Source organism: Nocardioides sp. W7 (assembly GCF_022919075.1).
Classification (GTDB): Bacteria; Actinomycetota; Actinomycetes; order Propionibacteriales; family Nocardioidaceae; genus Nocardioides.
In genome coordinates this window covers 3,026,831-3,047,858 of record NZ_CP095078.1, presented here as the reverse complement: position 1 = coordinate 3,047,858, position 21,028 = coordinate 3,026,831, and the positions used below count along the sequence as shown (strand labels likewise).

The 21,028-nt window shown below is 73.9% G+C and carries 19 protein-coding genes; 4 read left to right on the top strand and 15 right to left on the bottom strand.

Features of this window, described 5'->3' with window-relative positions:
- Window positions 1–13: 13 nt before the first annotated feature.
- Window positions 14–937: an SMP-30/gluconolactonase/LRE family protein gene (locus MUB56_RS14460; RefSeq protein ID WP_244927720.1), complete on the bottom strand. Its 924-nt coding sequence runs from the start codon at window positions 935–937 to the stop codon at window positions 14–16.
- 199 nt (window positions 938–1,136) lie between these two features.
- On the opposite strand from MUB56_RS14460, the gene MUB56_RS14455 reads away from it, so the two are divergent.
- Complete coding sequence (locus MUB56_RS14455; protein ID WP_244927719.1) at window positions 1,137–2,135, top strand: glycosyl hydrolase family 18 protein; 999 nt, start codon at window positions 1,137–1,139, stop codon at window positions 2,133–2,135.
- 19 nt (window positions 2,136–2,154) lie between these two features.
- Window positions 2,155–5,535 carry a BTAD domain-containing putative transcriptional regulator gene (locus MUB56_RS14450; protein ID WP_244927718.1) on the top strand — a complete coding sequence of 1,127 codons (3,381 nt, stop codon included), beginning with the start codon at window positions 2,155–2,157 and terminating at the stop codon, window positions 5,533–5,535.
- 16 nt (window positions 5,536–5,551) lie between these two features.
- On the opposite strand, the gene MUB56_RS14445 is transcribed toward MUB56_RS14450, so the two are convergent.
- From MUB56_RS14445 to MUB56_RS14425, 5 genes are all read right to left on the bottom strand, one after another.
- Window positions 5,552–6,256, bottom strand: coding sequence for a hemerythrin domain-containing protein (locus MUB56_RS14445; protein ID WP_244927717.1), 705 nt, complete (start codon window positions 6,254–6,256; stop codon window positions 5,552–5,554).
- Window positions 6,253–8,403, bottom strand: a complete 2,151-nt coding sequence (locus tag MUB56_RS14440; protein WP_244932413.1) for an MMPL family transporter — start codon at window positions 8,401–8,403, stop codon at window positions 6,253–6,255. The genes MUB56_RS14445 and MUB56_RS14440 overlap by 4 nt, the downstream gene beginning before the upstream one ends.
- Window positions 8,404–8,553: 150 nt before the next feature.
- Complete coding sequence (locus MUB56_RS14435) at window positions 8,554–8,919, bottom strand: hypothetical protein (protein ID WP_244927716.1); 366 nt, start codon at window positions 8,917–8,919, stop codon at window positions 8,554–8,556.
- A gap of 15 nt (window positions 8,920–8,934) precedes the next feature.
- The gene (locus MUB56_RS14430) at window positions 8,935–9,510 is read right to left on the bottom strand and encodes a GNAT family N-acetyltransferase (protein ID WP_244927715.1); all 576 of its coding nucleotides are present in this window, start codon (window positions 9,508–9,510) and stop codon (window positions 8,935–8,937) included.
- Entirely contained in the window at window positions 9,507–9,914 is a 408-nt protein-coding gene (locus MUB56_RS14425) for a secondary thiamine-phosphate synthase enzyme YjbQ (protein WP_244927714.1), read from the bottom strand. The genes MUB56_RS14430 and MUB56_RS14425 overlap by 4 nt, the downstream gene beginning before the upstream one ends.
- Before the next feature lie 25 nt (window positions 9,915–9,939).
- Here MUB56_RS14425 and MUB56_RS14420 point away from each other — a divergent pair, with 25 nt between their 5' ends.
- Window positions 9,940–10,728 (top strand): GNAT family N-acetyltransferase, encoded by a 789-nt coding sequence (locus MUB56_RS14420; RefSeq protein ID WP_244927713.1) that lies wholly within the window; start codon window positions 9,940–9,942, stop codon window positions 10,726–10,728.
- 7 nt (window positions 10,729–10,735) lie between these two features.
- Here MUB56_RS14420 and MUB56_RS14415 read toward each other — a convergent pair whose 3' ends face one another.
- From MUB56_RS14415 to MUB56_RS14395, 5 genes are read right to left on the bottom strand one after another with little or no spacing between them, the layout of a single operon-like run.
- A complete protein-coding gene (locus MUB56_RS14415) occupies window positions 10,736–11,428 on the bottom strand; it encodes a DUF3105 domain-containing protein (protein WP_244927712.1) in 693 nt (230 codons plus the stop codon).
- Window positions 11,428–11,727: a thiamine-binding protein gene (locus tag MUB56_RS14410; RefSeq protein ID WP_244927711.1), complete on the bottom strand. Its 300-nt coding sequence runs from the start codon at window positions 11,725–11,727 to the stop codon at window positions 11,428–11,430. The genes MUB56_RS14415 and MUB56_RS14410 overlap by 1 nt, the downstream gene beginning before the upstream one ends.
- Entirely contained in the window at window positions 11,724–12,227 is a 504-nt protein-coding gene (locus tag MUB56_RS14405; protein WP_244927710.1) for a SigE family RNA polymerase sigma factor, read from the bottom strand. The genes MUB56_RS14410 and MUB56_RS14405 overlap by 4 nt, the downstream gene beginning before the upstream one ends.
- Complete coding sequence (locus MUB56_RS14400) at window positions 12,214–13,560, bottom strand: hypothetical protein (protein ID WP_244927709.1); 1,347 nt, start codon at window positions 13,558–13,560, stop codon at window positions 12,214–12,216. The genes MUB56_RS14405 and MUB56_RS14400 overlap by 14 nt, the downstream gene beginning before the upstream one ends.
- A 57-nt stretch (window positions 13,561–13,617) precedes the next feature.
- A complete protein-coding gene (locus tag MUB56_RS14395; protein ID WP_244927708.1) occupies window positions 13,618–14,202 on the bottom strand; it encodes a TetR/AcrR family transcriptional regulator in 585 nt (194 codons plus the stop codon).
- Between the two features lie 56 nt (window positions 14,203–14,258).
- Here MUB56_RS14395 and MUB56_RS14390 point away from each other — a divergent pair, with 56 nt between their 5' ends.
- A complete protein-coding gene (locus MUB56_RS14390; RefSeq protein ID WP_244927707.1) occupies window positions 14,259–15,497 on the top strand; it encodes a nucleotide disphospho-sugar-binding domain-containing protein in 1,239 nt (412 codons plus the stop codon).
- Window position 15,498: 1 nt separating this feature from the next.
- Here the strand turns inward: MUB56_RS14390 and MUB56_RS14385 are convergent, their stop codons facing one another.
- The 4 genes from MUB56_RS14385 to MUB56_RS14370 all read right to left on the bottom strand — a co-directional run bounded on the left by MUB56_RS14385 (window position 15,499) and on the right by MUB56_RS14370 (window position 20,993).
- Window positions 15,499–16,113, bottom strand: a complete 615-nt coding sequence (locus tag MUB56_RS14385; RefSeq protein ID WP_244927706.1) for a hypothetical protein — start codon at window positions 16,111–16,113, stop codon at window positions 15,499–15,501.
- Window positions 16,114–16,172: 59 nt separating this feature from the next.
- On the bottom strand, window positions 16,173–18,986 hold the full coding sequence (locus MUB56_RS14380) for an aconitate hydratase (protein ID WP_280637286.1): 2,814 nt from the start codon (window positions 18,984–18,986) through the stop codon (window positions 16,173–16,175).
- Window positions 18,987–19,197: 211 nt separating this feature from the next.
- Window positions 19,198–19,767, bottom strand: coding sequence for a hypothetical protein (locus tag MUB56_RS14375; RefSeq protein ID WP_244927704.1), 570 nt, complete (start codon window positions 19,765–19,767; stop codon window positions 19,198–19,200).
- A gap of 116 nt (window positions 19,768–19,883) precedes the next feature.
- Window positions 19,884–20,993 carry a methyltransferase gene (locus MUB56_RS14370; protein ID WP_244927703.1) on the bottom strand — a complete coding sequence of 370 codons (1,110 nt, stop codon included), beginning with the start codon at window positions 20,991–20,993 and terminating at the stop codon, window positions 19,884–19,886.
- Window positions 20,994–21,028: the final 35 nt, after the last annotated feature.

Genomic DNA, 21,028 nt, shown 5'->3' with positions numbered 1-21,028 from the left:
TCACTTTACGACCCTAGGGCTGAAGCACGGCGATTGCGGGCTCGTGCAGGCTGCCCATCCAGACCCGGCCGTCGTGCTCCCGCACTCCGGTGACCATGTGGTAGTCGGCGGTGTCGACGTCGTGGTCGTGCACGAGCGTGCCGCGGTCGTCGTACGCCTGGACGCGGACGGTGCGCTTCGGCTTCGGCTGGAACCGCTCGGGGATCCTGGTGACCGCCCGGCGCACCGGCATCGGGGCGGTCTGCAGGCGCTCCACGACCGGGTCCCTCGGGCTGGCGATCGTGACCCAGATCAGGCCGTCGCTGCCGCGGGAGATGTTGTCGGGGTAGCCCGGCAGATCCTGGCAGAGCAGGTCGCGCATCCCGGCCCGGTCCCCGGTCAGCCACCGGCGTACGACGGTGCGGGCGCCGGTCTCGGCCACGCACACGAAGTCCTCGTCCTGGCTCAGGGCGACCCCGTTGGCGAAGGCCAGCTCGTCGATGACCACGTCGACGGTGCCGTCGGGGTCCAGGCGCAGCAGCCGGCCGGTGCGGGTGTTCTGGACGAAGTCGTCCTTCCACCTCTCGATGCCGAACCTGGTCGAGGAGTCGCTGAACCAGATGGTGCCGTCGGAGGCGACGGCCGCGTTGTTGCAGAAGACCATCCGCTTCCCGCGCACGCTGTCGGTGACCGCCTCGACCGCGCCGCTGGCGGTGTCGACCTTGAGCAGTCCGCGGTGCGCGTCGCAGACCAGCAGCCGGCCGTCCAGGTCGAGCTCCAGGCCGAGCGGCCGGCCCCCGGTGTGGGCGACCCGGTCGATGCGCGACCCGTCGTGGCTGACCCGGAAGATCCCGCCGTCGGCCGTCCCGGTGAACACGGCCCCCTCGTCGCGGCCGCTGGTGCCGACCACGACGTCCTCGGCGCCGTCGGCGGGGACGGGGATCACGGTGAAGGTCATCGCGCCACCGTAGCGGGCGGCGTCCCCGGGCCGGGGCAGGTCGACGCGCCGCGCATGACGTCGGGCGTGCCGTCGTACCTCTCGGGCAGTCCCTGACGTTCTCGGGCATCGCGATGCCGCGAACGTCCAGCTTCCCCGGCACACCGGGAGGCTGGACCGGGCCGCACCCCGCCCCCGACCCCGTGGCAGGGTGCACCGCATGCGCCGTGCCGCCGCCGTCCTGATCGTCGCCGCGCTGACGACCACCCCGCTCCCGGCGTACGCCGGATCTGCTCCCGAGCCCGTCGACGGCCTCACGGTGACCGGGTACGCCCTCCCCGATCTGCCGCGCCGGGTGCTGGCGCGGAACGTGCCGGGGCTCAGCACGCTGACCGTCGTCGGCGCGACGATCACCTCGGACGGCAGGCGGCTCGACCCGCCGCCGGGCGACAGCGTGCGCCTCGGCCGCCAGGCTCGCCGGGAGGGGCTGCGCTCGGAGCTGCTGCTGAGCAACTACAGCAACCGGCTCGGCGACTTCGACACCCGCGCGGCCGGCCGGCTGCTGCGCAGCCGGGCCAACGTGCGCCGGGTCGCCCGCCAGCTGGCCCGGGCCGTCGCGGCGGGTGGCTGGGACGGCGTGAACCTCGATCTCGAGGCGCTCCGGCCGGCGCACGGTCCGGGCCTGGTCCGGCTGGCCGCCGAGCTGCAGCGGCGGATGCCGGCGGAGAGGATCGTGTCGATCGATGTCTCCGCCCGCCCCTCGGTGCAGGACTACCGCCGGGCCGGCTACCGGCTCGCCGCACTGGCCCGGACCGTCGACGTCGTCCAGCTGATGGCCTACGACCAGCACGGCCCGGCCTGGAGCGGCCCCGGGCCGATCGGCGCGCTGGGTTGGCAGCGCCGCTCGCTGGCGGCGCTGCTCACGCAGGTCCCGCGCGCGCAGGTGGACCTGGGCGTCGGCGGGTACGGCTACACGTGGCCGCGACGGGGCAGCGGGCGCACTCTGACCGTCGCCCAGGCGCGGGCTCTGGTCAGCGCGGACGGCGCTCGCGCGGTCTGGGTCCCCCGGGCCGGCGAGTGGCGGGCCCGGTTGTCCGACGGGACGGTCGTGTGGTGGTCCGACGGCCGCTCCCTGGAGCTGCGCCGCCGGCTCGCGGGCGAGATCGGACTTCACGGATTGGCGGTATGGCGGATCGGATCCGCCGACACGGTGCCCTGAGCGCCCTATCCTGCGATCCATGCGGATCGGCGTCCTCGGCACCACCACCGCCGTGGACGACTCCGACACGGTCCCCCTCGGCGGTCCCAAGCAGCGCGCGCTGCTGGGCGTGCTCGCCCTGCACCTGGGCCGCGCGGTCGCGATCGACACCATCACCGACCTGGTCTGGGACGGTGCTCCCCCGCCCGGCGCGGCGGGGACGCTGCAGGGGTACGTCGCCGGGCTGCGCCGGGTGCTGGAGCCGGACCGCACGACCCGCGGCGGCGGCACCCTGCTGGTCACCGAGCAGCCGGGGTACGCGCTCCGGCTGGCGCCGGACGGCCTCGACGCCGCGGTCTTCGAGCGGGCGGTCACCGACGCGCACACCGCGACCGCTCCCCTGGCCGTAGCCCTGCTCGCCGAGCACCCGCGCACCCCGCCCCTGGACCAGGACGCGCTGCTCGAGCGGCACGCGACGCTGGCGGAGGTGATCGGGCTGTGGCGCGCGACGCCGTACGCCGACCTCGGCGACGCGCCGGTGGTCGCGGCCGAGCGGTCCCGGCTGGAGGAGCTGCGGCTGCTGGCCCTGGAGGACCGGGCCGTGATCGGGCTGCTGCTCGGCCGGCACGCGCCGCTGACGGCGGAGCTCGACGCGCTGACCCGGCACCACCCGCTCCGCGAGCGGCTGTGGGCGCTGCGGGCGCTCGCCCTGGCCGGCTCCGGGCGCCAGGCCGACGCGCTCGGTGTGCTGAGCGAGGTCCGCACCCTGCTCGACGACGAGCTCGGCCTGGAGCCGGGCGCGGAGCTGCGGGCCGTGCAGGCGCAGGTGCTGCACCAGGAGACCGCACCGGTCGCCACCCCCGCGCCGGCCGCCTTCGCGGCACCCCCGGCGGCCCCGCCTCCGACGACCCCGGCCGCCCCGGCCCTCGCGGCGCCGGCCGTGCCCTGGCCGCTGGTCGGGCGCGACGCCGAGCTCGGGACGCTGACCGACCTGCTCGACCGGACCGTGGCCGGAGCGGGCGTCTCGTACGCCACCCTCACCGGCGACCCCGGCATCGGGAAGACCCGGCTCACCACCGAGCTCGCGGCGCACGCCGCTGCCCACGGTGCCCGGGTGGTCGTGGGCCGCTGCTCGCAGGACGACGGGGCACCCGCGCTCTACCCCTGGGTGAGCGTGCTCGGCGACCTCGGCGCCGAGGTGCCCACGGCCACCGGCGAGAACGACGGCGGAGCGGCCTTCCGGGCCTGGCAGCGGATCGTCGACACGGTCCAGGCCGCCGCCGTGCAGCAGCCGCTGCTGCTGGTCCTCGACGACCTGCACTGGGCCGACACCTCGACCCTGCGGCTGCTCCGGCTGCTGGCCGAGACCCCGCCCGCTCCGACCGCCCGGCTGCTGGTCCTCACCACCTGGCGCGAGCACCCGCTGCCCACCGGCCCGCTGGCCGACGTCGTGGAGACGCTCGCGCGGCGGCACGCCGTACGCCTGCGCCTGCGCGGCCTGGCCTCGCACGACGCGGCGCGGATCGTCGGTGAGGTCGCCGCCGCCGAGCCGACGCCCGGCGAGGCGGAGGCGCTGACCCGCCGGACCGACGGCAACCCGTTCTACCTGGTGGAGTACGCCCGGCTCGCGCGCGAGCGGGGCGACCTCGGGGCCCTGGTCGCCGAGGCGGACCCGCCGGCCGCCGTCCACGACGTCGTCGCGCGCCGGCTCGACCGGCTGGACCCGGCCTCCCTGGAACTGGTGCGTCAGGCGAGCGTGCTCGGTCGGGTCTTCGACATCGAGGTCCTCGCCACGACCACCGACACGGACGAGGACGCCGTCCTGGACGGGCTCGACCCGGTGCTCGAGGCAGGCCTGATGACCGAGGACGGCGTCGACCGCTTCCGGTTCACCCACGCCCTGGTGCGCGACACCGCCCTCGCGACGCTGCCGCAGAGCCGCCGCGCACGGGTGCACGCGAGGGCGGCCACCGCGCTCCTGGACCGCCGCGGGCGCGAGTCGGAGATCGCGCGGCACTGGCTGGCGGCCGGACCTCGGCACCGGTCCGAGGCGTGGCGCGCCGCCGCGGTCGCCGGCCGGGCCGCCGCGAGCGTGCACGCGTACGTCGAGGCGCTGGAGATGCTGGAGATCGCGCTGCGGGGCCAGGACGAGGACCCGACCTCGCACCCCCGGGAGCGCTTCGAGGTGCTCGTGGTCCTCGCCGACGTGCTCCGGTCGTCCGGTCGCTGGCTGGAGCTGCGCGACGTCGCCCACGAGGCCCTGGAGACCGCCGAGGAGGTCGGCGACCTCGACCTGCTGGTGGGGGCCGGCATCATGACCGGCACCGGGGCGCTCTGGCTGGCCTCGGCGCACGGCCAGGTCGACCAGGTCCTGGTCGCCGCGCTGCGCCGGGTCCTGGCCGCCCTGCCCGACGGCGACGACGAGCGCCGCTGCCGCACCATGCTGGCGCTGGCCGGGGAGAGCTACTACGGCGCGACCCCGGCCGAGCGCGAGGCGCTCGCCGAGGAGGCGGTCGCGATGGCCGAGCGCCTCGGCAGCCCCGAGCTGCTGCTCTGGGCCCGGCTGCACGCCGCCATCGCGGTGTGGCGGGCGGAGACGGCCGGGCTGCGCCGGGAGCTGGGCGCGGGCGCCGTACGCCTCGCGCGCGAGCTCGGCGACCCGGTGTCGGAGGCCGCGGGCCTGACCGTCCAGGCGATCGCCGAGGGCGAGCTCGGACTGGTCGCCGAGATGACCGAGACCACCCGGCTCGCCCGGGCGACCGCGGAGCGCACGAGGCACCTCTACGCCCAGCTGGTCCTGGACTCCCTCGACGTGCCGTGGCTGGCGATGCGGGGCCGCTTCGACGAGGTCGAGGCGATGATCGCCGACATGGTCCGGATCGGGCAGACGGTCTCGATCACCGGCTCCGAGGAGGCGATCGCCGGCTCGATCACCACCCAGCTGTTCTGGCAGGGCCGCGAGGAGGAGCTGCTGGCCGCGGTCGCATCGATCGAGGGCAGCACCTGGCTGCCGGTCGCGACCACCATCGCCTCGATGTACTGCCGGGTCGGCCGGGTCGAGGAGGCCCGGGAGTACCTCCGCGTCCACGCAGACGGGGTGGAGCGAGCGCTCACCGAGGAGACCTGGTTCACGCCGATGGGCCGCGGCCTCGCCGGTGAGGTCGCCCTGTACGTCGGTGACCCGACCCTGGGCGCCCGGGTCTACGGGCTGCTCGCCCACCTGTCCGGACGCCCCCTGGCGGCGGGGTCCGGCAGCGCGCTGGGCCCGATGGACGCGTTCTTGGCGATGGCGGCCGAGTCGACCGGCGAGCGGGCCCTCGCGACCCGGCACGCCGACCGGGCGGCCGAGCAGTGCGAGACGTGGCAGATCCCGCTCGCCGCGCAGTGGCTGCGCCGCGAGCGGGACCGGTGGGGCTTCTAGAAGAGGGTCTGAGCCGTCAGGCCCAGGCGAACGCCCGCGCCTCGCGCCTCGCGAACCGGCGCCGGGTCAGCAGCCACACGACCCGGAACGGCAATCCCGCCTCGTCCAGCACCCGGGTGAGCACGTCGCGCGGCACGTCGTACGCCGCCCAGGGGACGAGGCGGACGACCTTGCCCAGCGTGAGCGTGTCGTCCTTGAAGTGCCGCTCGTCCAGCTCCTGCCACTCCTGCTGGGTCATCAGCGCCTGGATCAGCGCGATCGCCTCGGTCTCCTCGTGCGCGAGGTGCCGGCCGAGGCTGTCGCGGGCGGCGACCACGCGTACGGCGAGCGCCGCGCGGGCGTCCTCGTCCGCGGTCTCGGCCAGCCGCCGGAAGCCCGTGGCGCAGGCCTCCAGCAGCGGGTCGATCTCACCGTGCTCGGCCTCCATGGCGTCGAGCACGGCCAGGTGATCCTCGCCGCAGCGCTCACGCAGCCACGGCCAGATGCCGGCGTCCTCGCCGCTGTGGTGGTGGTGCAGCACCTCGGCGAACACCTCCCACCGCTCCAGCAGCAGCGCCCAGGTCGCCCGCTCGGCGACCGGGGTCGCAGCGACGGCCGCGGCGAACCGGCGCAGGTCGCGACGGAAGCCGTGGTGCATGACGTACATCGTCTGCATGTCGACCGGCCCCTCGGGGGCGGCGACCTGACCGGGCAGCATCACCTGGGTGACCGGGGCGCTCATCGCGCACCCGCCGGGGTCTGCTCGTCGAGCGTGTCCAGCTCGTCCCACAGCTTCTCGTCGTCGGCCGGCTCGGCCTCGATCGTCGGGAGCAGGCGGTCCAGCCAGCCGGGCAGCCACCAGTTCCAGCGACCGAGCATCGCCATCGTGGCGGGCACCAGGACCATCCGGACGATGGTCGCGTCCAGCACGATCGCGACCGCCATGCCGAAGCCCAGCATCTTGACCACGACGACGGACTCGCTCGCGAACCCGAGGAAGACCACGACCATGATCGCGGCCGCCGAGGAGATGACCCGGCCGGTCGCGGCCAGGCCGCGCTCGACGCTGCCGCGGGCGTCGCCCGTGCGCAGCCAGTCCTCGCGGATCCGCGAGAGCAGGAACACCTCGTAGTCCATCGACAGGCCGAACAGGATCGCGAACATCAGGATCGGCACCCAGCTCGAGATCGGCAGCTCGTGGTCGAGGCCGAGCAGGTCGGTGGCCCAGCCCCACTGGAACGCCGCGGTGAGGACGCCGTACGCCGCCCCGATCGACAGCAGGTTCATCACCGCCGCCTTCAGCGGGACCACGACCGAGCGGAACACCATCGCCAGCAGCAGCACCGAGACGCCGACCACGAACGCGATCACGAGCCAGATCCGCTCGGAGAGCATCACGGTGACGTCGCTCATCAGCGCGAGGTGGCCCGTCACCTCGGCGTCGGGGAGCTGCTCGCGCAGCGACTCGACGAGACCGGGGGTCCGCTCGTCGGTCGGGCCGAACGACGGCTCCGCGTCGAACGCGGCCAGCGCGCCGTCCGGGGAGACGACCGGGTCGGTGACGGCGACGATGCCGTCGGTCCCCCGGACGGTCTCGACGGCGGCGGCGACCCCGGCGTCGCCCACCTCGGCCCGGTCGACCACGACGGTGACGTGACCGTTCGCCCCGGGGCCGAACTCGGCGGCCACCAGGTCGTAGGCCTGGCGGGTCGTGCTGTCCGCGGGGTTGCTCGAGCCGTCCTGCGGCCAGGTGCGCATCGCCAGCGTCGGCGCCGCGAGTGCCAGCAGGACCAGCAGCGCGGCCAGTGCGAACGGCAGCGGGCGACGACCGACGGTCGCGGCCCAGCGAGCCGTGAGCGGAGGCTTCGTCGTGGCCCGGGGCGCCTCGCCGCGGCGCTCGCGACGCGGGAGCAGCCGGTACTTCGCCAGCCCGGCGAGCGCCGGGACCAGGGTCAGCGCGGCGGCCATCACGGCGACCACGGCGATGCCGGTGGCGAACCCGAAGGAGGAGTAGACCGGCAGCCCGGCCAGGCGCAGGCCCATCAGGCTGACGAGCACCGTCGCGGACGCGAACAGCACGCTGCGACCGGCCGTCGCCGTGGCCCGGCCCGCGGCCTCGGTGACCGAGTGACCGTCCCGGAGGAACTCCACGTGCCGGCTCACCAGCAGCAGCGCGTAGTCGATCCCGACCCCGAGCCCGACCATGCTGGCGATCGTGGGGGCCGAGGTGCTGACGTCCATGGTGGCGGCCAGCAGGGCGACGCCCGCGGAGCCGACGCCGAGGCCCGTCAGCGCCACGGCGACCGGCAGGCCGGCGCCGACGACGGAGCCGAACACCAGCACCAGGAGCAGCAGCGCGACGAGCACGCCGATCAGCTCGCCGACGCCGCCCAGCGGCTCGGGCACGTTGGTCGGGAGCTCGCCGCCGAGCTCGGCGCGGAGGCCGGCGTCCTGCAGCGGGGCGATGGCCTCCTCGAGGACGTCGAGGCCCTCCTCGACGAGGTCGTCGTGGGTGACCGGGACGTCGTACGTCGCCGTGTAGAGGGCGGTGTCGCCGTCCTCGGACATCCGCGGCGCGCTCACGTCGGAGACGTGCTCGATCGCCCGGAGCCGCTCGGAGAGCGCGCCGAGCTCGGTCTCGGCGAGCGGGGCGCCGGAGGGGTCGTGGACGACGACCTGGGCGCTGCTGCCCGCGGCGGCGGTCGCCGGGAAGTGGTCCCGGACCTGCTCGACACCCACCTGGGCCTCGGCGCCGGGGATGTCGTAGTCGTCGTGGAACGTGCCGCCGAAGGCGGTCGAGGTGGCGACGGCCGCCACCACGACGATCAGCCACGCGGCGATGGTCCGCCACGGGTGCGCCGCGGCGCCCTTGCCGAGGCGGTGGAGCATGCTGGTCACGGGATTCTCCTGGGGGTCCGATGTTGTCGGACCGACCTTCGCCCCCCGTCCTGGGATCCGGCTGGAGGTTCACTGGAGCTCCGCCGGGAGTGCCGAGTCAGCACCAGTAGTGCTGACTCGGCGTTGGTCGACACCGGGTCCTCACATCCGTGCGGCGAACCGCCGGCCCCGGAGCGCCTGCTCGACCAGCCCGACCGAGCGGCGTACGCCGGCCAGCCGCGCGTCCTCGGCGAGCCAGGCCTGGACCGCCGCCTCGACGACCTCGAGCCCGACCACGTCCCGCAGCTCGGCGCGGGCCTCGCTGAGCGCGCGGCGGGTGGTGGCCTGGCACGCCTCGACGTGCAGCACCCCGAACCTCGCCAGCACCAGCGCGTGCCGGCGCAGGACGGCGTACGAGCGGTACTCGGGTGGGCACTGGTCGAGCAGCCAGTCGACCGCCGTGCGCTCCCAGTCGGGGGCGTCGGGCGGACGGACGCCGGCGGGCCAGCCGGGCGGGGCGACGGACATGGCCCCCAGGCTACCTCAGGAATCGAACGTACGTTCGATCTCCGCCAGGAGCGGATCGCGCAGGCCGACCGCATCCAGGGCCCAGAACGGGTCGCAGTAGACCAGCGGTCCGGTCATCCAGGGCTCGCGCGAATCGAACACCACCACCTGGAAGGCGGCGTCGGGGATCCGCGCCGACGGGCGGGTGAAGCCGTGCGCGCTCCCCCGCTCCCAGCCGCGTGCGGCGTAGAAGTCGGGCGAGCCTTCCAGGAACACGGCCGGTACGCCGGTGGCGCGCGCGGCAGCCACGGCCGCGGCCAGCAACGCCGTGCCGACCCCGCGCCGCTGCGCGGCCGGCGCGACCGACAACGGGCTGAGCACCAGCACCTCGACCAGCGCCTCACGGGCGTCGACCCACGACTGGCTCAGCTGCACGTGCCCGACCACGACCCCGTCCAGCTCGGCGACCAGGCCGACCCGGCTCCGGCCGGCGGCGTCCAGGGCCCCGAGCAGCTCGACGATCAGCAGGCCCTCGTCGCCGAACGCCTCCGCCACCACCCGGCGTACCGCCGCCCGGTCCGCCGCGGCCTCGGGCCGCACGAGCACGCTCACGCCGACGCCAGGAAGCTCAACCGCACGTCGCGGTCGGGGTTGTCCACGTTGAGGTCGACCAGGCAGATGCTCTGCCAGGTGCCGAGCGCGAGCCGGCCGTCGAGCACCGGGACCGTGGCGTACGGCGGCACCAGCGCCGGCATCACGTGCGAGCGGCCGTGGCCGGGGCTGCCGTGTCGGTGTCGCCACCGGTCGTCGGCGGGGAGCAGGTCCGCGAGGGCGGCCAGCAGGTCGTCGTCGCTCCCGGCACCGGTCTCGAGGATCGCGATCCCCGCGGTCGCGTGCGGCACGAAGACGTGCAGCAGCCCGTCGCCCCGCTCCGCGACCCACGTCGAGCAGTCGTGCGTGAGGTCCAGGACGACCTCACGGTTACCCGTTCGAAATCGCTTCGTCTCCGAGTGCATGCTCGCCATGCTAGATAGTTCGGGAATGGAGCTTCTGTCCCGCGCCTGGCGCACCGACCTGGCGCTGCTCGCGGGCTCCGGCAGCATCGTCGAGCACCACGGCACCTACGTCGTGGTCCGCACCCCCGACAACCCGACCTTTCGGTGGGGCAACTTCCTGCTCCTGCGGCGCGCCCCGATGCAGCGCGACCTCGATCGGTGGCTCGGCCTGTTCGAGGAGCTCCTCCCCGACGTCACGCACCGCACCTTCGGCGTGGACGACCCGACCGGCGACCGGTCGACCCTGAGGGTCTTCGCCGACCGGGGCTTCCGGGTCAGCGTCTCCACGGTGCTCACCGCCGACGAGGTGCACCACCCCCGGCACGCCAACCACACCGCGCAGCTCCGGCAGCTGGAGACCGACGCCGACTGGGAGCAGCGGTTCGCCCTGACGATGGCCTGCTACGCCGACGAGTCCGGACCGGCGTACGAGGAGTTCGCCCGCCGCCAGGCCGAGGCCGAGCGCCGGCTCACCGCGGACGGCAGCGGCGCCTGGTTCGGCGCGTTCGAGGACGGCCGGATGCTCTCGGGCCTGGGGATCTCCCGGGCCGGCCACGGGCTGGCCCGGTTCCAGAACGTCGAGACGCACCCGGAGAGCCGCGGCCGGGGGCTCGCCGGCACCCTCGTCCACCACGCCGGCCGGCACGCGCTCGACGAGCTGGGCGTGCGGACCCTGGTGATCGTCGCCGACCCGGACTACCACGCGATGCGGCTCTACCAGGGCGTGGGCTTCAGCAGCACCGAGACCCAGCTCCAGGCCGAGCTCGTCGGCTGAGAGTCCTTCAGACGACCGAGCCAGTGCCCCCGGTCGGGTCCGGGATCCCGCCGGCGCACGTCACGCCCGGCTCGGGTGCGGTGACCCCGCCGGCGTACTCGTCGATGAACAGCGGCAGCCGCTCGTCGTCCGCACCGTCGAGCCGGAGCTGGCGGCCCCAGACCGTGACCACGACCGGCGCGGGCAGGTCGTCGTACGGCGAGAGGATGCCGTTCTGCGGCAGCAGGTCGGCGAGCACCTCGACGTCGTCGTCGGAGAGACCCGACCGGTAGGTGATCCACACGCTGCCGTGCTCGAGGTCGTGGACGGCGTTCTCGTTGCGCACGGGCACGTCGTACGCCCCGCAGTCGAGCCAGACGTCGGCGTGCGGGCCACCGATCGGCGGCGTGGTCGGGTACGAGATGTCGTCGTCGAGGTGGTCGGTCCGCAGGTCCTCGACCACGACGACCTCGCTCAGGTCCGGCGGCGGCTCGTCGGCCAGCAGCGAGACCGGCACTGCGATCGCGCCCGCGACCAGGGCTGCGCCCACGACCAGGGCGACCACCACCCGGCCGGTCCGCCGCGGCGGCGGCGTCTCCCCCAGCGAACGGAACAGCACCTCGCCGCCCCCGTCCGGCAGCGACACCGGCGGCGAGACCGGGGGCGGGACCGTCGGATAGGGCTGGTACGTCGGCAGCGGCGGCGGCTCGTGCTCCGTCATCAGCCCTCGAGCGCGCGTTCGACGCGCTCGACCTTCGCGGTGAGCTGGCCGTCCCAGCCGGGCCGGATGTCGGCCTTGAGCACCAGCCCGACCCGGGGCGACACGGCGGCGACCGCGTCGACGGCCCGCTTCACCACCGCCATCACCTCGTCCCACTCCCCCTCGATGTTGGTGAACATCGCGTTGGTCTCGTTGGGAAGCCCGGACTCGCGGACGACGCGCACCGCGGCGGCCACGGCCTCGGAGACCCCACCCGTCTCGTCGGCGGTCGAGGGGCTGATGCTGAAGGCCACGATCATGGCTCCACGGTAGCCAGCACCTCGCCGACGCCCGGCACCAGCGTCCGCAGCCGGGCGAGGGCGTCGCGGGCCTGCGACTTCACGGTGCCGACCCCGATGCCCAGCACCTCGGCGGTCTGCCGCTCGGTGAGGTCGTCGTAGTAGCGCAGCACGACCACGGCCCGCTGCCGCGGCGCGAGCCGCAGCAGTGCCGCTCGGAGCACCTCGCGATCGTCCAGATCGGGCCCCGCGCTCGGCGCCTCGGGCAGCACCTCCGCGGTCTGCTCGCGCCAGCGCCGGGAGCGCCAGCGGCTGACGTTCTCGTGGACGAGGATCTTGCGGATGTACGGCTCCGGATCGTCGGCGATCCGGCGCCACCTCGGCACCGCCTTCACCAGCGCCACCTGCACCAGGTCCTCGGCGTCCTCGTGCTTCCCGGTCAGGAGGTACGCCGTCCGCAGCAGGGCCCCGCGGCGGGCGGCGACGTACTCCTCGAAGCCGGACCGGTCAGGCGCGAACACGGCGCCTCCACAGCAGCAGGCCGAGCGCGCCCAGAGCGGCAGCGGCACCGAGCCCGGCCACCAGCACGACCCGCGGGTCGTGCCGGGACGGCGGCGCCGGTGCGTCGAAGAGCGGCGCGGCCAGCGCGTCCGCGGCGAGGTGCACCTGGCTCGATCCCAGGTCCTCGTCCAGTGTGAGCAGGGTGGAGCGGGAACCGGTCTCCACATCCACGGCCTCGTAGGCGGTCGCGCCCGAGACCACGCGCCGGGCGACCAGCTCGTGCCCGCTGCGCCATCCGATGAGCCCCCTGACCATCGGCCCGTCGAGCGTGGTGGGCGTCAGCACTCCATCGTGGCCAGCCGGCAGCCGAGCGACCCGGATCGGTCCCGCGTCGTCGTTCCCGTCCCCGAGGGGGTCGGTGTCGCCGAGATCGGCCAGCCAGGTGCCGGTCGGGTCGATCGCCGCCGTGCCCGCCTGCTGCCCGCTCAGCCGAGCGACCCGTTCGCGTCGGCCGTCCGGACCCACTAGGTGGACCCGGCCGCCCCGCGACACGACCAGCCGGTCCCCCGAGGCCGTCGCCCCCGGCAGCATGGCCAGGAAGGTCTTCGACTCGTGGTCCACCTTCGCACCCGTCGCCAGGTCCCACGCGGTGACCCGGCGCAGCACGCTGACGCCGCCGATGCCGCCGCCGTCCTCGTCCCGCTCCGGCTCGTCGCTCTGCCACTCCGGGACCCACAGCAGGCTGCCCGCCCAGATCAGGATCGAGGTCGACACCCCCCATTCGCCCCCCAGGGGCTCACGCACGGTCTCCCCGGTCACCGTGTCCAGCACCGCGACCCCGGCGGCGGCCGGCTCGCCCGAGCCGTCGGCGGAGAGCTCGGGCCGGCCGGGGTCGGTGTACCAGTACGCCAGGTGCCGCCCGTCGGGGCTGAGCCCGACGGCGTCGCCGGTCTGGTCGTCGAGGTCGAGAAAGACGTAGTCGCCCTCGGGCGTGACGCCCGCCAGGCCGCTGCCGTAGCCCGTCCACGACGCGCGCTCGGTCTCGACCACGGCCACCAGCGGTCCGGCCGGTCCCGTGTCGTCGGTCCCCGGCGTCCACGGGCTGGGGCGGTAGACCCGGTCGGGCAACCGGAGCTCGCTCTCGGCCGAGGCGGGCTGGACCGACACCTCCTGCCACGGCGCCAGGCTCAGCACGCCGGACGCGATCGTCACGACCACGGCCAGGGCCACCGCGGCGGCACCGGCACGCCGGCGCCGGCCGTAGCGCCGGCCGCGGTCCCACAGGTCCGGAGCGTCCGGGGGGTACGGCGCCTCGTCGGCCAGGTCGGTCAGCCGTTCGCGCAGGGTCGTCATCGGTCCTCCTCGGGGTCCATACCCCTCACCACGCGACGGGGGCCGGAAAAGGAGGGGTCAGTCCGCAAGGACGCCCTCGACCAGGGCCGTGAGGTGCTCCGCCGTCTCCTCGCGGGACAGCCCCTCGTCGCGGCGCAGACGCTTCCACACGGTCACGTCGAGCACCGTCGCCAGCCGCACGAGCACCCGCTCCCGCGCGACTCCGCGCCGTCGGGCCAGCTGCGGCGCGAACGCCGTCGCGACGAACGCCCGGTGCGCCGCCCGGCCGGCGGCGACCGCCTCCGCCAGCTCCGGCAGCCGCTCGGCCGTCGCGATCAGCCGCGCCGTACCGTCGCCGGTCTCCTCGTAGTCCTCGACGACGACGCCGACCACCGACGCGACGTCACCGGGGACCGCCCGCGCCCGGGCGCTGTCGATCCCGGGCCCCACCCGCTCGGCGAGCCCGGCCAGGTAGAGCCGGACCTTGCTGCCGAAGTGGTTGACGACCGTCTGCTGGGAGACGCCGGCCGCCCGGGCGACGTCGGCGAGCGTGACGTCGTCGTACCAGGCCGGGGCGAAGAGCTCGACCGCAGCGTCGAGGATCGCGTCGCGGGTGCGCTCCATCGCCCGCGTCCGGCCCGTCATCTCGTAGCGTCGGGGCACCGAACCACCTTTGAATTGAGGTTGACCCAAATGAATTGGTCCGCATACTAACCGATATGACCCGTTTCCTCGCCTACCTCTCCCCCGCCGTCGGGCACACCCTGCCCGTCGTGCCCGGCCTGCTCGAGCTGCGGCGCCGGGGCCACGACGTCCACGCCCGGGTGCTCCCCGAGCTGGTCGGTCCCCTCACCGCGGCCGGGCTGGACGTCTCCCCCCTCGACCCGCGGATCCTCGAGGTCCCCGTCACCGACTACCTGGCCGCCTCCGACGCCGACCGGCTCGCCAGCGGTCAGACCGACCTGATCGGACGCGGCCGGTACGACGGCCCGGACCTCGCAGCCGCCATCGAGGAGCACCGCCCGGACGTCCTCCTCGTCGACTGCATGTCGTACGGCGCCCTCACCGTCGCGGAGACCTCGGGTCTCCCGCGAGCGACGCTGATGCCGTCGGTGCTGCCGCTGCCCGGACGCGGGATCCCGCCGTACGGGCCGGGCCTCCGGCCGATGCGCGGCCCGGTCGGCCGGGTCCGCGACGCGCTGGTCTGGAAGGTGGTCGAGCGGCTGTTCGGCAAGGCGATGTTGCCCGGCGTCAACGCGCTGCGCCGCGAGGCCGGCCTCCCGGCGTACCGCACCCCGCTGGAGCTCTACCGCCGCCCGGACGCGGTGATCACGCTGACCGGCGAGCCGCTGGAGTACCCGCGCACCGACCTGCCCGACCACGTCACCCTCGCCGGCCCGGTGCCGTGGGACCTGCCCGCGGAGCGCCCGGCCTATGTCGACGAGCCCGGCGACCCGTGGGTGCTGGTGACGTGCTCGACCGACTACCAGGGCGACGAGGACCTCGCGCGGGTGGCCGTCGCCGCGCTGCGCGACGAGCCCGTCCGGGTGCTGCTCACGCTGGCCGACGCGTACGACGAGGCCGGGCTGACCTCGGCCGGCAACGTGCGGGTCGAGCGGTTCGTCCCGCACGGTCAGGTGCTGCCGTCCTGCGCGGCCGTCGTGTGCCACGGCGGGTTCGGCATCGTGTCGCGGGCGATGGCGGCGGGCGTCCCCTCCGTGGTGGTGCCGTTCGGGCGCGACCAGCCGGAGATCGCCCGCCGGGTGACCGAGGCGGGCGCCGGGGTGATGGTGCGCCCGAAGGAGCTGACCCCGGAGCGGCTGCGGACGGCGGTCGCCGAGGCCCGCGCCCTCAGCGACGGCGCCGCCGCGGCGGCGGCCCGACTGGACGACGGGCGCGGCGCCGAGCGCTTCGCCGACGCGGCCGAGCGGCTCGCGCGGATCGCCCCCCGCGCCTGAGTCAGGAATCGAAGATGACGTACTCGCCCGGCCGCATGAAGAAGCCCTGACTCGACGACACGCTCACGCACACGATGCCGCCGAGGTCGTTGAGGCACTGGACGTCTCCGGCTCGGGCCGCCTCGCCGGGGTTCAGCACGTCGGGCATGTCGCCGCGGATGGTGTCGGTGTTGCAGACCGGGACCGCCCGACCCTCCTGCAGCTCGATCCGGCCGACCTTGGTCGTCAGTGCCTCGCCGCACACGTCGGGGTCCTCGGCGCCGTCGCGCTCGCCGAGCTCGCAGCCCGCCGGGAGCTCCTTGTCGTCCAGGACGCAATAGATGTCGGTGTCGGTGGTGAAGCGGAGGTACGCCGCCGGCTCCTGGCCGAGCGCGTCGAAGCGCGCCAGCGCGTCGTCGTACGTGCGCGGCACCTCGGTGGACGGCGCCTCGGGCGTCGCGGACTCGGTGGGCGTCGGGGCGGGTGTCGCCGAGGCCGTCTCGGTCGGCGTGGGCGTGGGCGTGGGGGTCTCGGTGACGGTCACGGTCGCCTGCGGCTCCTCGGTGGACGAGCCTCCGTCGTCACCGCACGCCACCAGACTGCCTGCCAGCAGAACCCCGAAAACGACCTGTGCCACCCTGCTTAGCCTCATGGGCAGCAGGGTGGCACAGGTCAGGCGCTCTTCAGCGGAGGCGCTCAGGCCTTCAGCAGGTTGCGAAGCACGAACTGCATGATGCCGCCGTTGCGGTAGTAGTTCGCCTCACCGGGGGTGTCGATGCGGACGACCGCGTCGAACTCCACGTCGCCCGCCGTGACCTTCACGGTCTTCGGCGTGCGGCCCTCGTTGAGCTCGGTGATGCCGGAGATGGAGAACTCCTCCTCGCCGGTCAGGCCCAGCGACTCGGCGTTCTGGCCCTCGGGGTACTGCAGCGGGATCACGCCCATGCCGATCAGGTTCGAGCGGTGGATGCGCTCGTACGACTCGGCGATGACGGCCTTGACGCCCAGCAGCGAGGTGCCCTTGGCCGCCCAGTCACGCGACGAGCCGGAGCCGTACTCCTTGCCCGACAGCACGACGAGCGGGATGCCCGCCTTGATGTAGTTCTCCGACGCCTCGAAGACCGAGGTCACCTCGCCACCGTTGGTGAAGTCCCGGGTGACGCCGCCCTCGGTGCCCGCCGCCAGCTGGTTGCGCAGCCGGATGTTGGCGAACGTGCCGCGGATCATGACCTCGTGGTTGCCGCGACGGGAGCCGTAGGAGTTGAAGTCCCGGTTCTCGACGCCGTGCTCGGCGAGGTAGCGCCCCGCGGGCGAGTCCTTCTTGATCGCACCGGCCGGGCTGATGTGGTCGGTCGTGACCGAGTCACCCAGCTTCAGCAGCACCCGCGCACCGGAGATGTCGGTGACCGGCTCGGGGGTGTCGGGCATGCCGTCGAAGTACGGGGGCTTGCGGACGTAGGTCGACTCCGGGTCCCAGGCGAAGGTCTTACCCTCGGGGGTCGGCAGCGCCTGCCACTGCTCGTCGCCGGCGAAGACGTCCTTGTAGCCATCGGCGAACATCTCGGAGTTGATCGCCATGGCGATCGTCTCCTCGACCTCGGCCGGCGAGGGCCAGACGTCCTTGAGGAAGACGTCGTTGCCGTCCTGGTCCTGGCCGAGCGGGTCGGTGAACAGGTCCACGTCCATCGATCCGGCGAGCGCGTAGGCGACCACCAGCGGCGGCGAGGCCAGGTAGTTCATCTTGATGTCGGGGTTGATCCGACCCTCGAAGTTCCGGTTGCCGGACAGCACCGAGACGACCGAGAGGTCCTTCTCGTTGACCGCGGCGGAGACCTCGGGGATGAGCGGGCCGGAGTTGCCGATGCAGGTGGTGCAGCCGTAGCCGACCAGGTTGAAGCCGAGCTTGTCGAGGTACGGCGTGAGGCCGGACTTCTCGTAGTAGTCCGAGACCACCTTCGAGCCCGGCGCCAGGGTCGTCTTGACCCACGGCTTGCGCTGCAGGCCCTTCTCGACGGCCTTCTTCGCGAGCAGGCCCGCGCCGATCATCACCGACGGGTTGGAGGTGTTGGTGCACGACGTGATCGCCGCGATCGTCACCGCCCCGTGGTCGAGGGTGAACGTCGTGCCGTCCTCGAGGGTGACCTCGACCGGGCTGCTCGGACGGCCGCCGTCGGTCGACGCCGCGGAGAGGTGGTCGCTCGGCGGGGCGGACTGCCCGTGGCCGTTGCTCGTGGCCGGGTCGGAGGCCGGGAAGGTCTCGGCGACCGCCTCGTCGTACCCGTTCTCCTCCTCGCCCGCGACGTAGTCCTTGAGCGAGGCCCGGAAGGACTGCTTGGCGTCGGTGACCTGGATCCGGTCCTGCGGGCGCTTCGGGCCGGCGATGGACGGGACGACGGTCGCGAGGTCGAGCTCGAGCTTCTCGGAGAAGCGCGGCTCGGCCTCGGGGTCGTGCCACAGGCCCTGGGTCTTGGCGTAGGCCTCGACCAGCGCGAGCTGCTCGGCCGAGCGGCCGGTGAGCTCGAGGTACTTGGTGGTCTCCTCGTCGATCGGGAAGACCGCGATGGTCGAGCCGAACTCCGGGCTCATGTTGCCGATCGTGGCGCGGTTGGCCAGCGGCAGCACCGAGACGCCGGGGCCGTAGAACTCGACGAACTTACCGACGACGCCGTGCTTGCGCAGCATCTCGGTGATGGTGAGCACCAGGTCGGTGGCCGTCGAGCCCTCGGGCAGGTCGCCGGAGAGCTTGAAGCCGACCACGCGCGGGATCAGCATGGAGACCGGCTGGCCGAGCATGGCCGCCTCGGCCTCGATGCCGCCGACGCCCCAGCCGACCACGCCGATGCCGTTGACCATCGTGGTGTGGGAGTCGGTGCCGACGCAGGAGTCGGGGTAGGCCTGCAGCTCGCCGTCGACCTCACGGGTGAAGACGGTGCGGGCCAGGTGCTCGATGTTGACCTGGTGCACGATGCCGGTGCCGGGCGGGACGACCTTGAAGTCGTCGAACGCACCCTGGCCCCAGCGCAGGAACTGGTAGCGCTCGCGGTTGCGCTCGTACTCGATCTCGACGTTGCGGCCGAAGGCCTCGGGGGTGCCGAAGACGTCGGCGATGACCGAGTGGTCGATGACCATCTCGGCCGGCGCGAGCGGGTTGATCTTCGCCGGGTCGCCGCCCAGGTCGGCCATCGCCTCGCGCATGGTGGCGAGGTCGACGATGCACGGGACGCCGGTGAAGTCCTGCATCAGCACGCGAGCCGGGGTGAACTGGATCTCCTGGCTCGGCTCCGAGTCGGCGTCCCAGCCGGCGATCGCCCGCACGTGGTCGGCGGTGATGTCCGCGCCGTCCTCGGTCCGGAGCAGGCCCTCGAGCAGCACCTTCAGGGAGAACGGAAGCGAGGCGACGTCGAGTCCCTCCCCGGTGACCGCGTCGAGCCGGAAGATCTCGTAGGACTTGCCGTCCACGTCCAAGGTGCTCTTCGCACCGAAGCTGTCCTTGCTGGCCAAGGCCTTCATCTCCTCATTCGCGTCTGCGATGACGTCTCTGTGGTCTGCCACCCGCCATCTTGCCGTCGCCGGTCGCCGTGGAAAAAGGAAGGCAGACCTAACTCGGGGGTGCGGGTCTCGGCAATATCTCTTGATATCAAGATACACGACGTCGAGTAGAAATGCCGACAGCCCCGGCGGGGGCCGGGGCTGTCGGTCGTGCGGTCGGGGCGCGCGCCGGTCAGCACACGACCAGGACCGCGAACGGACGGTCGGCGAAGGCACCGGCGCTGGTGAAGGTGACGACCTGGACGGCGTTGTCGTTGCCCGCGCGACCGGTGGCGTGGATCTCGCCGTTGAACAGGCCGCCGACCCCCGGCGCCGAGAGGGACGGCGCGATCGCGCAGCCCCGGACGTTGCGGTCGAAGGCCACCTCGTACTGGCCGGTGCCGATCTTGACCGACGACACGGCGTTGCGGGACTGCCCCGGCACCAGCGTGCCGGTGGTCTGGACGGTCGCGGCCAGCACGTTGGTGGCCCGGTCGGCGACGCCGGCCGACGGGACCTGGCCCAGGGTGGACTCCTGGATGTCGGCGCCGGTGAGGGTGTTGTTGCGGACCTTGACGGAGGTGACGGCGTTCCGTCCGAGGTCGGCCGTCTTCACCGCCCCGGCCTTGAGCTGGGGGGAGCCGACCGAGTTCCGGGCGAGCCCGGCGGCGACGGCGGTGCCACCGCCCCCGACGACCATGACGATCGCGAGGGTCGAGGCGACATTGGCGTAGGTGACTCTGGACTTCAGGAAGGTCTTCATGGGAGTGCTCTTCTCGGGTGTGGGAGCGGATCTACCCCAGCAACCTAGAAAGGCCGACCCGGCCCCCGGATGACCCCGACGGGCCATTGCCCCCGTTCCCGCTCCCCAGGAGAAGGTCAGGCCTCCACCGGCACCAGGTGCGCGACGCATTCGACGTGGTGCGTCATCGGGAACAGGTCGAAGGCGCGCAGCGAGGCCAGCCGGTAGCCGTGCTCGGCGAAGATCGCCACGTCGCGCGCCATCGCGGCCGGGTCGCAGGCGACGTAGGCCACGGCCCGGGGCCGACGGGCGACCACCTGCTCGACGACCGGTCGGCGCGCACCTTCTCGCGGCGGGTCCAGCACGACCAGGTCGAACGGCTCGTCGTACGACGCCGCCAGGACCTCGCCGACGTCGCCGGCGCGCACCACGGCGGTGGGGACGTTGCGCGTCGAGAGCGCGGAGGCCCGCGCGTCGCCCTCGACGGCGACCACCCGGCCCGTCGTACCGACGGCCTCGGCGAGGAAGCGGGCGAAGAGCCCGACGCCGGCGTACAGGTCCAGGCAGCGCTCCCCCGGCTGCGGCTCGAGCGCGTCGAGGACCGCGGTGACCAGGACGTCGGGCGCCCCGGGGTGCACCTGCCAGAACCCGTCCTCGGCGACCTGGAAGGCGTGCCCGTGCGCGGTGTGGTCGGACGGGGCGGGCGCCTCCAGGAGGCACTCGTCGACCGGCACCAGGCGGTGCGAGCGGTGCTGACGCATCGCCCGGCCACCGTCCGGCAGCGTGGCGTAGCGCTGGCGGGTGCGCCAGTGCAGTCCGCCCTGGTCGCCCGGCACCGCCTCCACCACGACGGGTACGTCGAGGCCGGCGAGCCGGGACAGCTGCTCGCGCACCACCTCGGTCTTCAGCTCGCGCTGGCGCTCGAGCCGCACGTGCTGGAAGTCGCAGCCGCCACAGCGACCGGGTCCGGCGTACGGGCAGGGCGGCGTGACGCGGTCCGGCGACGCGCTCAGCACCTCGACGGCGTCAGCTCGCCAGAACCGGTCGCCCTCCGTGCCCTCGGTGATCTCCAGGACCACCCGCTCACCCGGGACGGCGTGCCGGAGGAACACCACCCGCGCCTCGGGCTCGGGCAGCCGGACGATGCAGTGGCCGCCGTGCGCGACCGGGCCGACCTCGGCCTCGAAGCGCTCACCCACCCGGGACCGGCCTCGGGGCTTGCGGGTGCGGTGCTGACGAGGACTCACCGGACCAGGGTGACAGGCCGTTGCGCCCCGGCCGA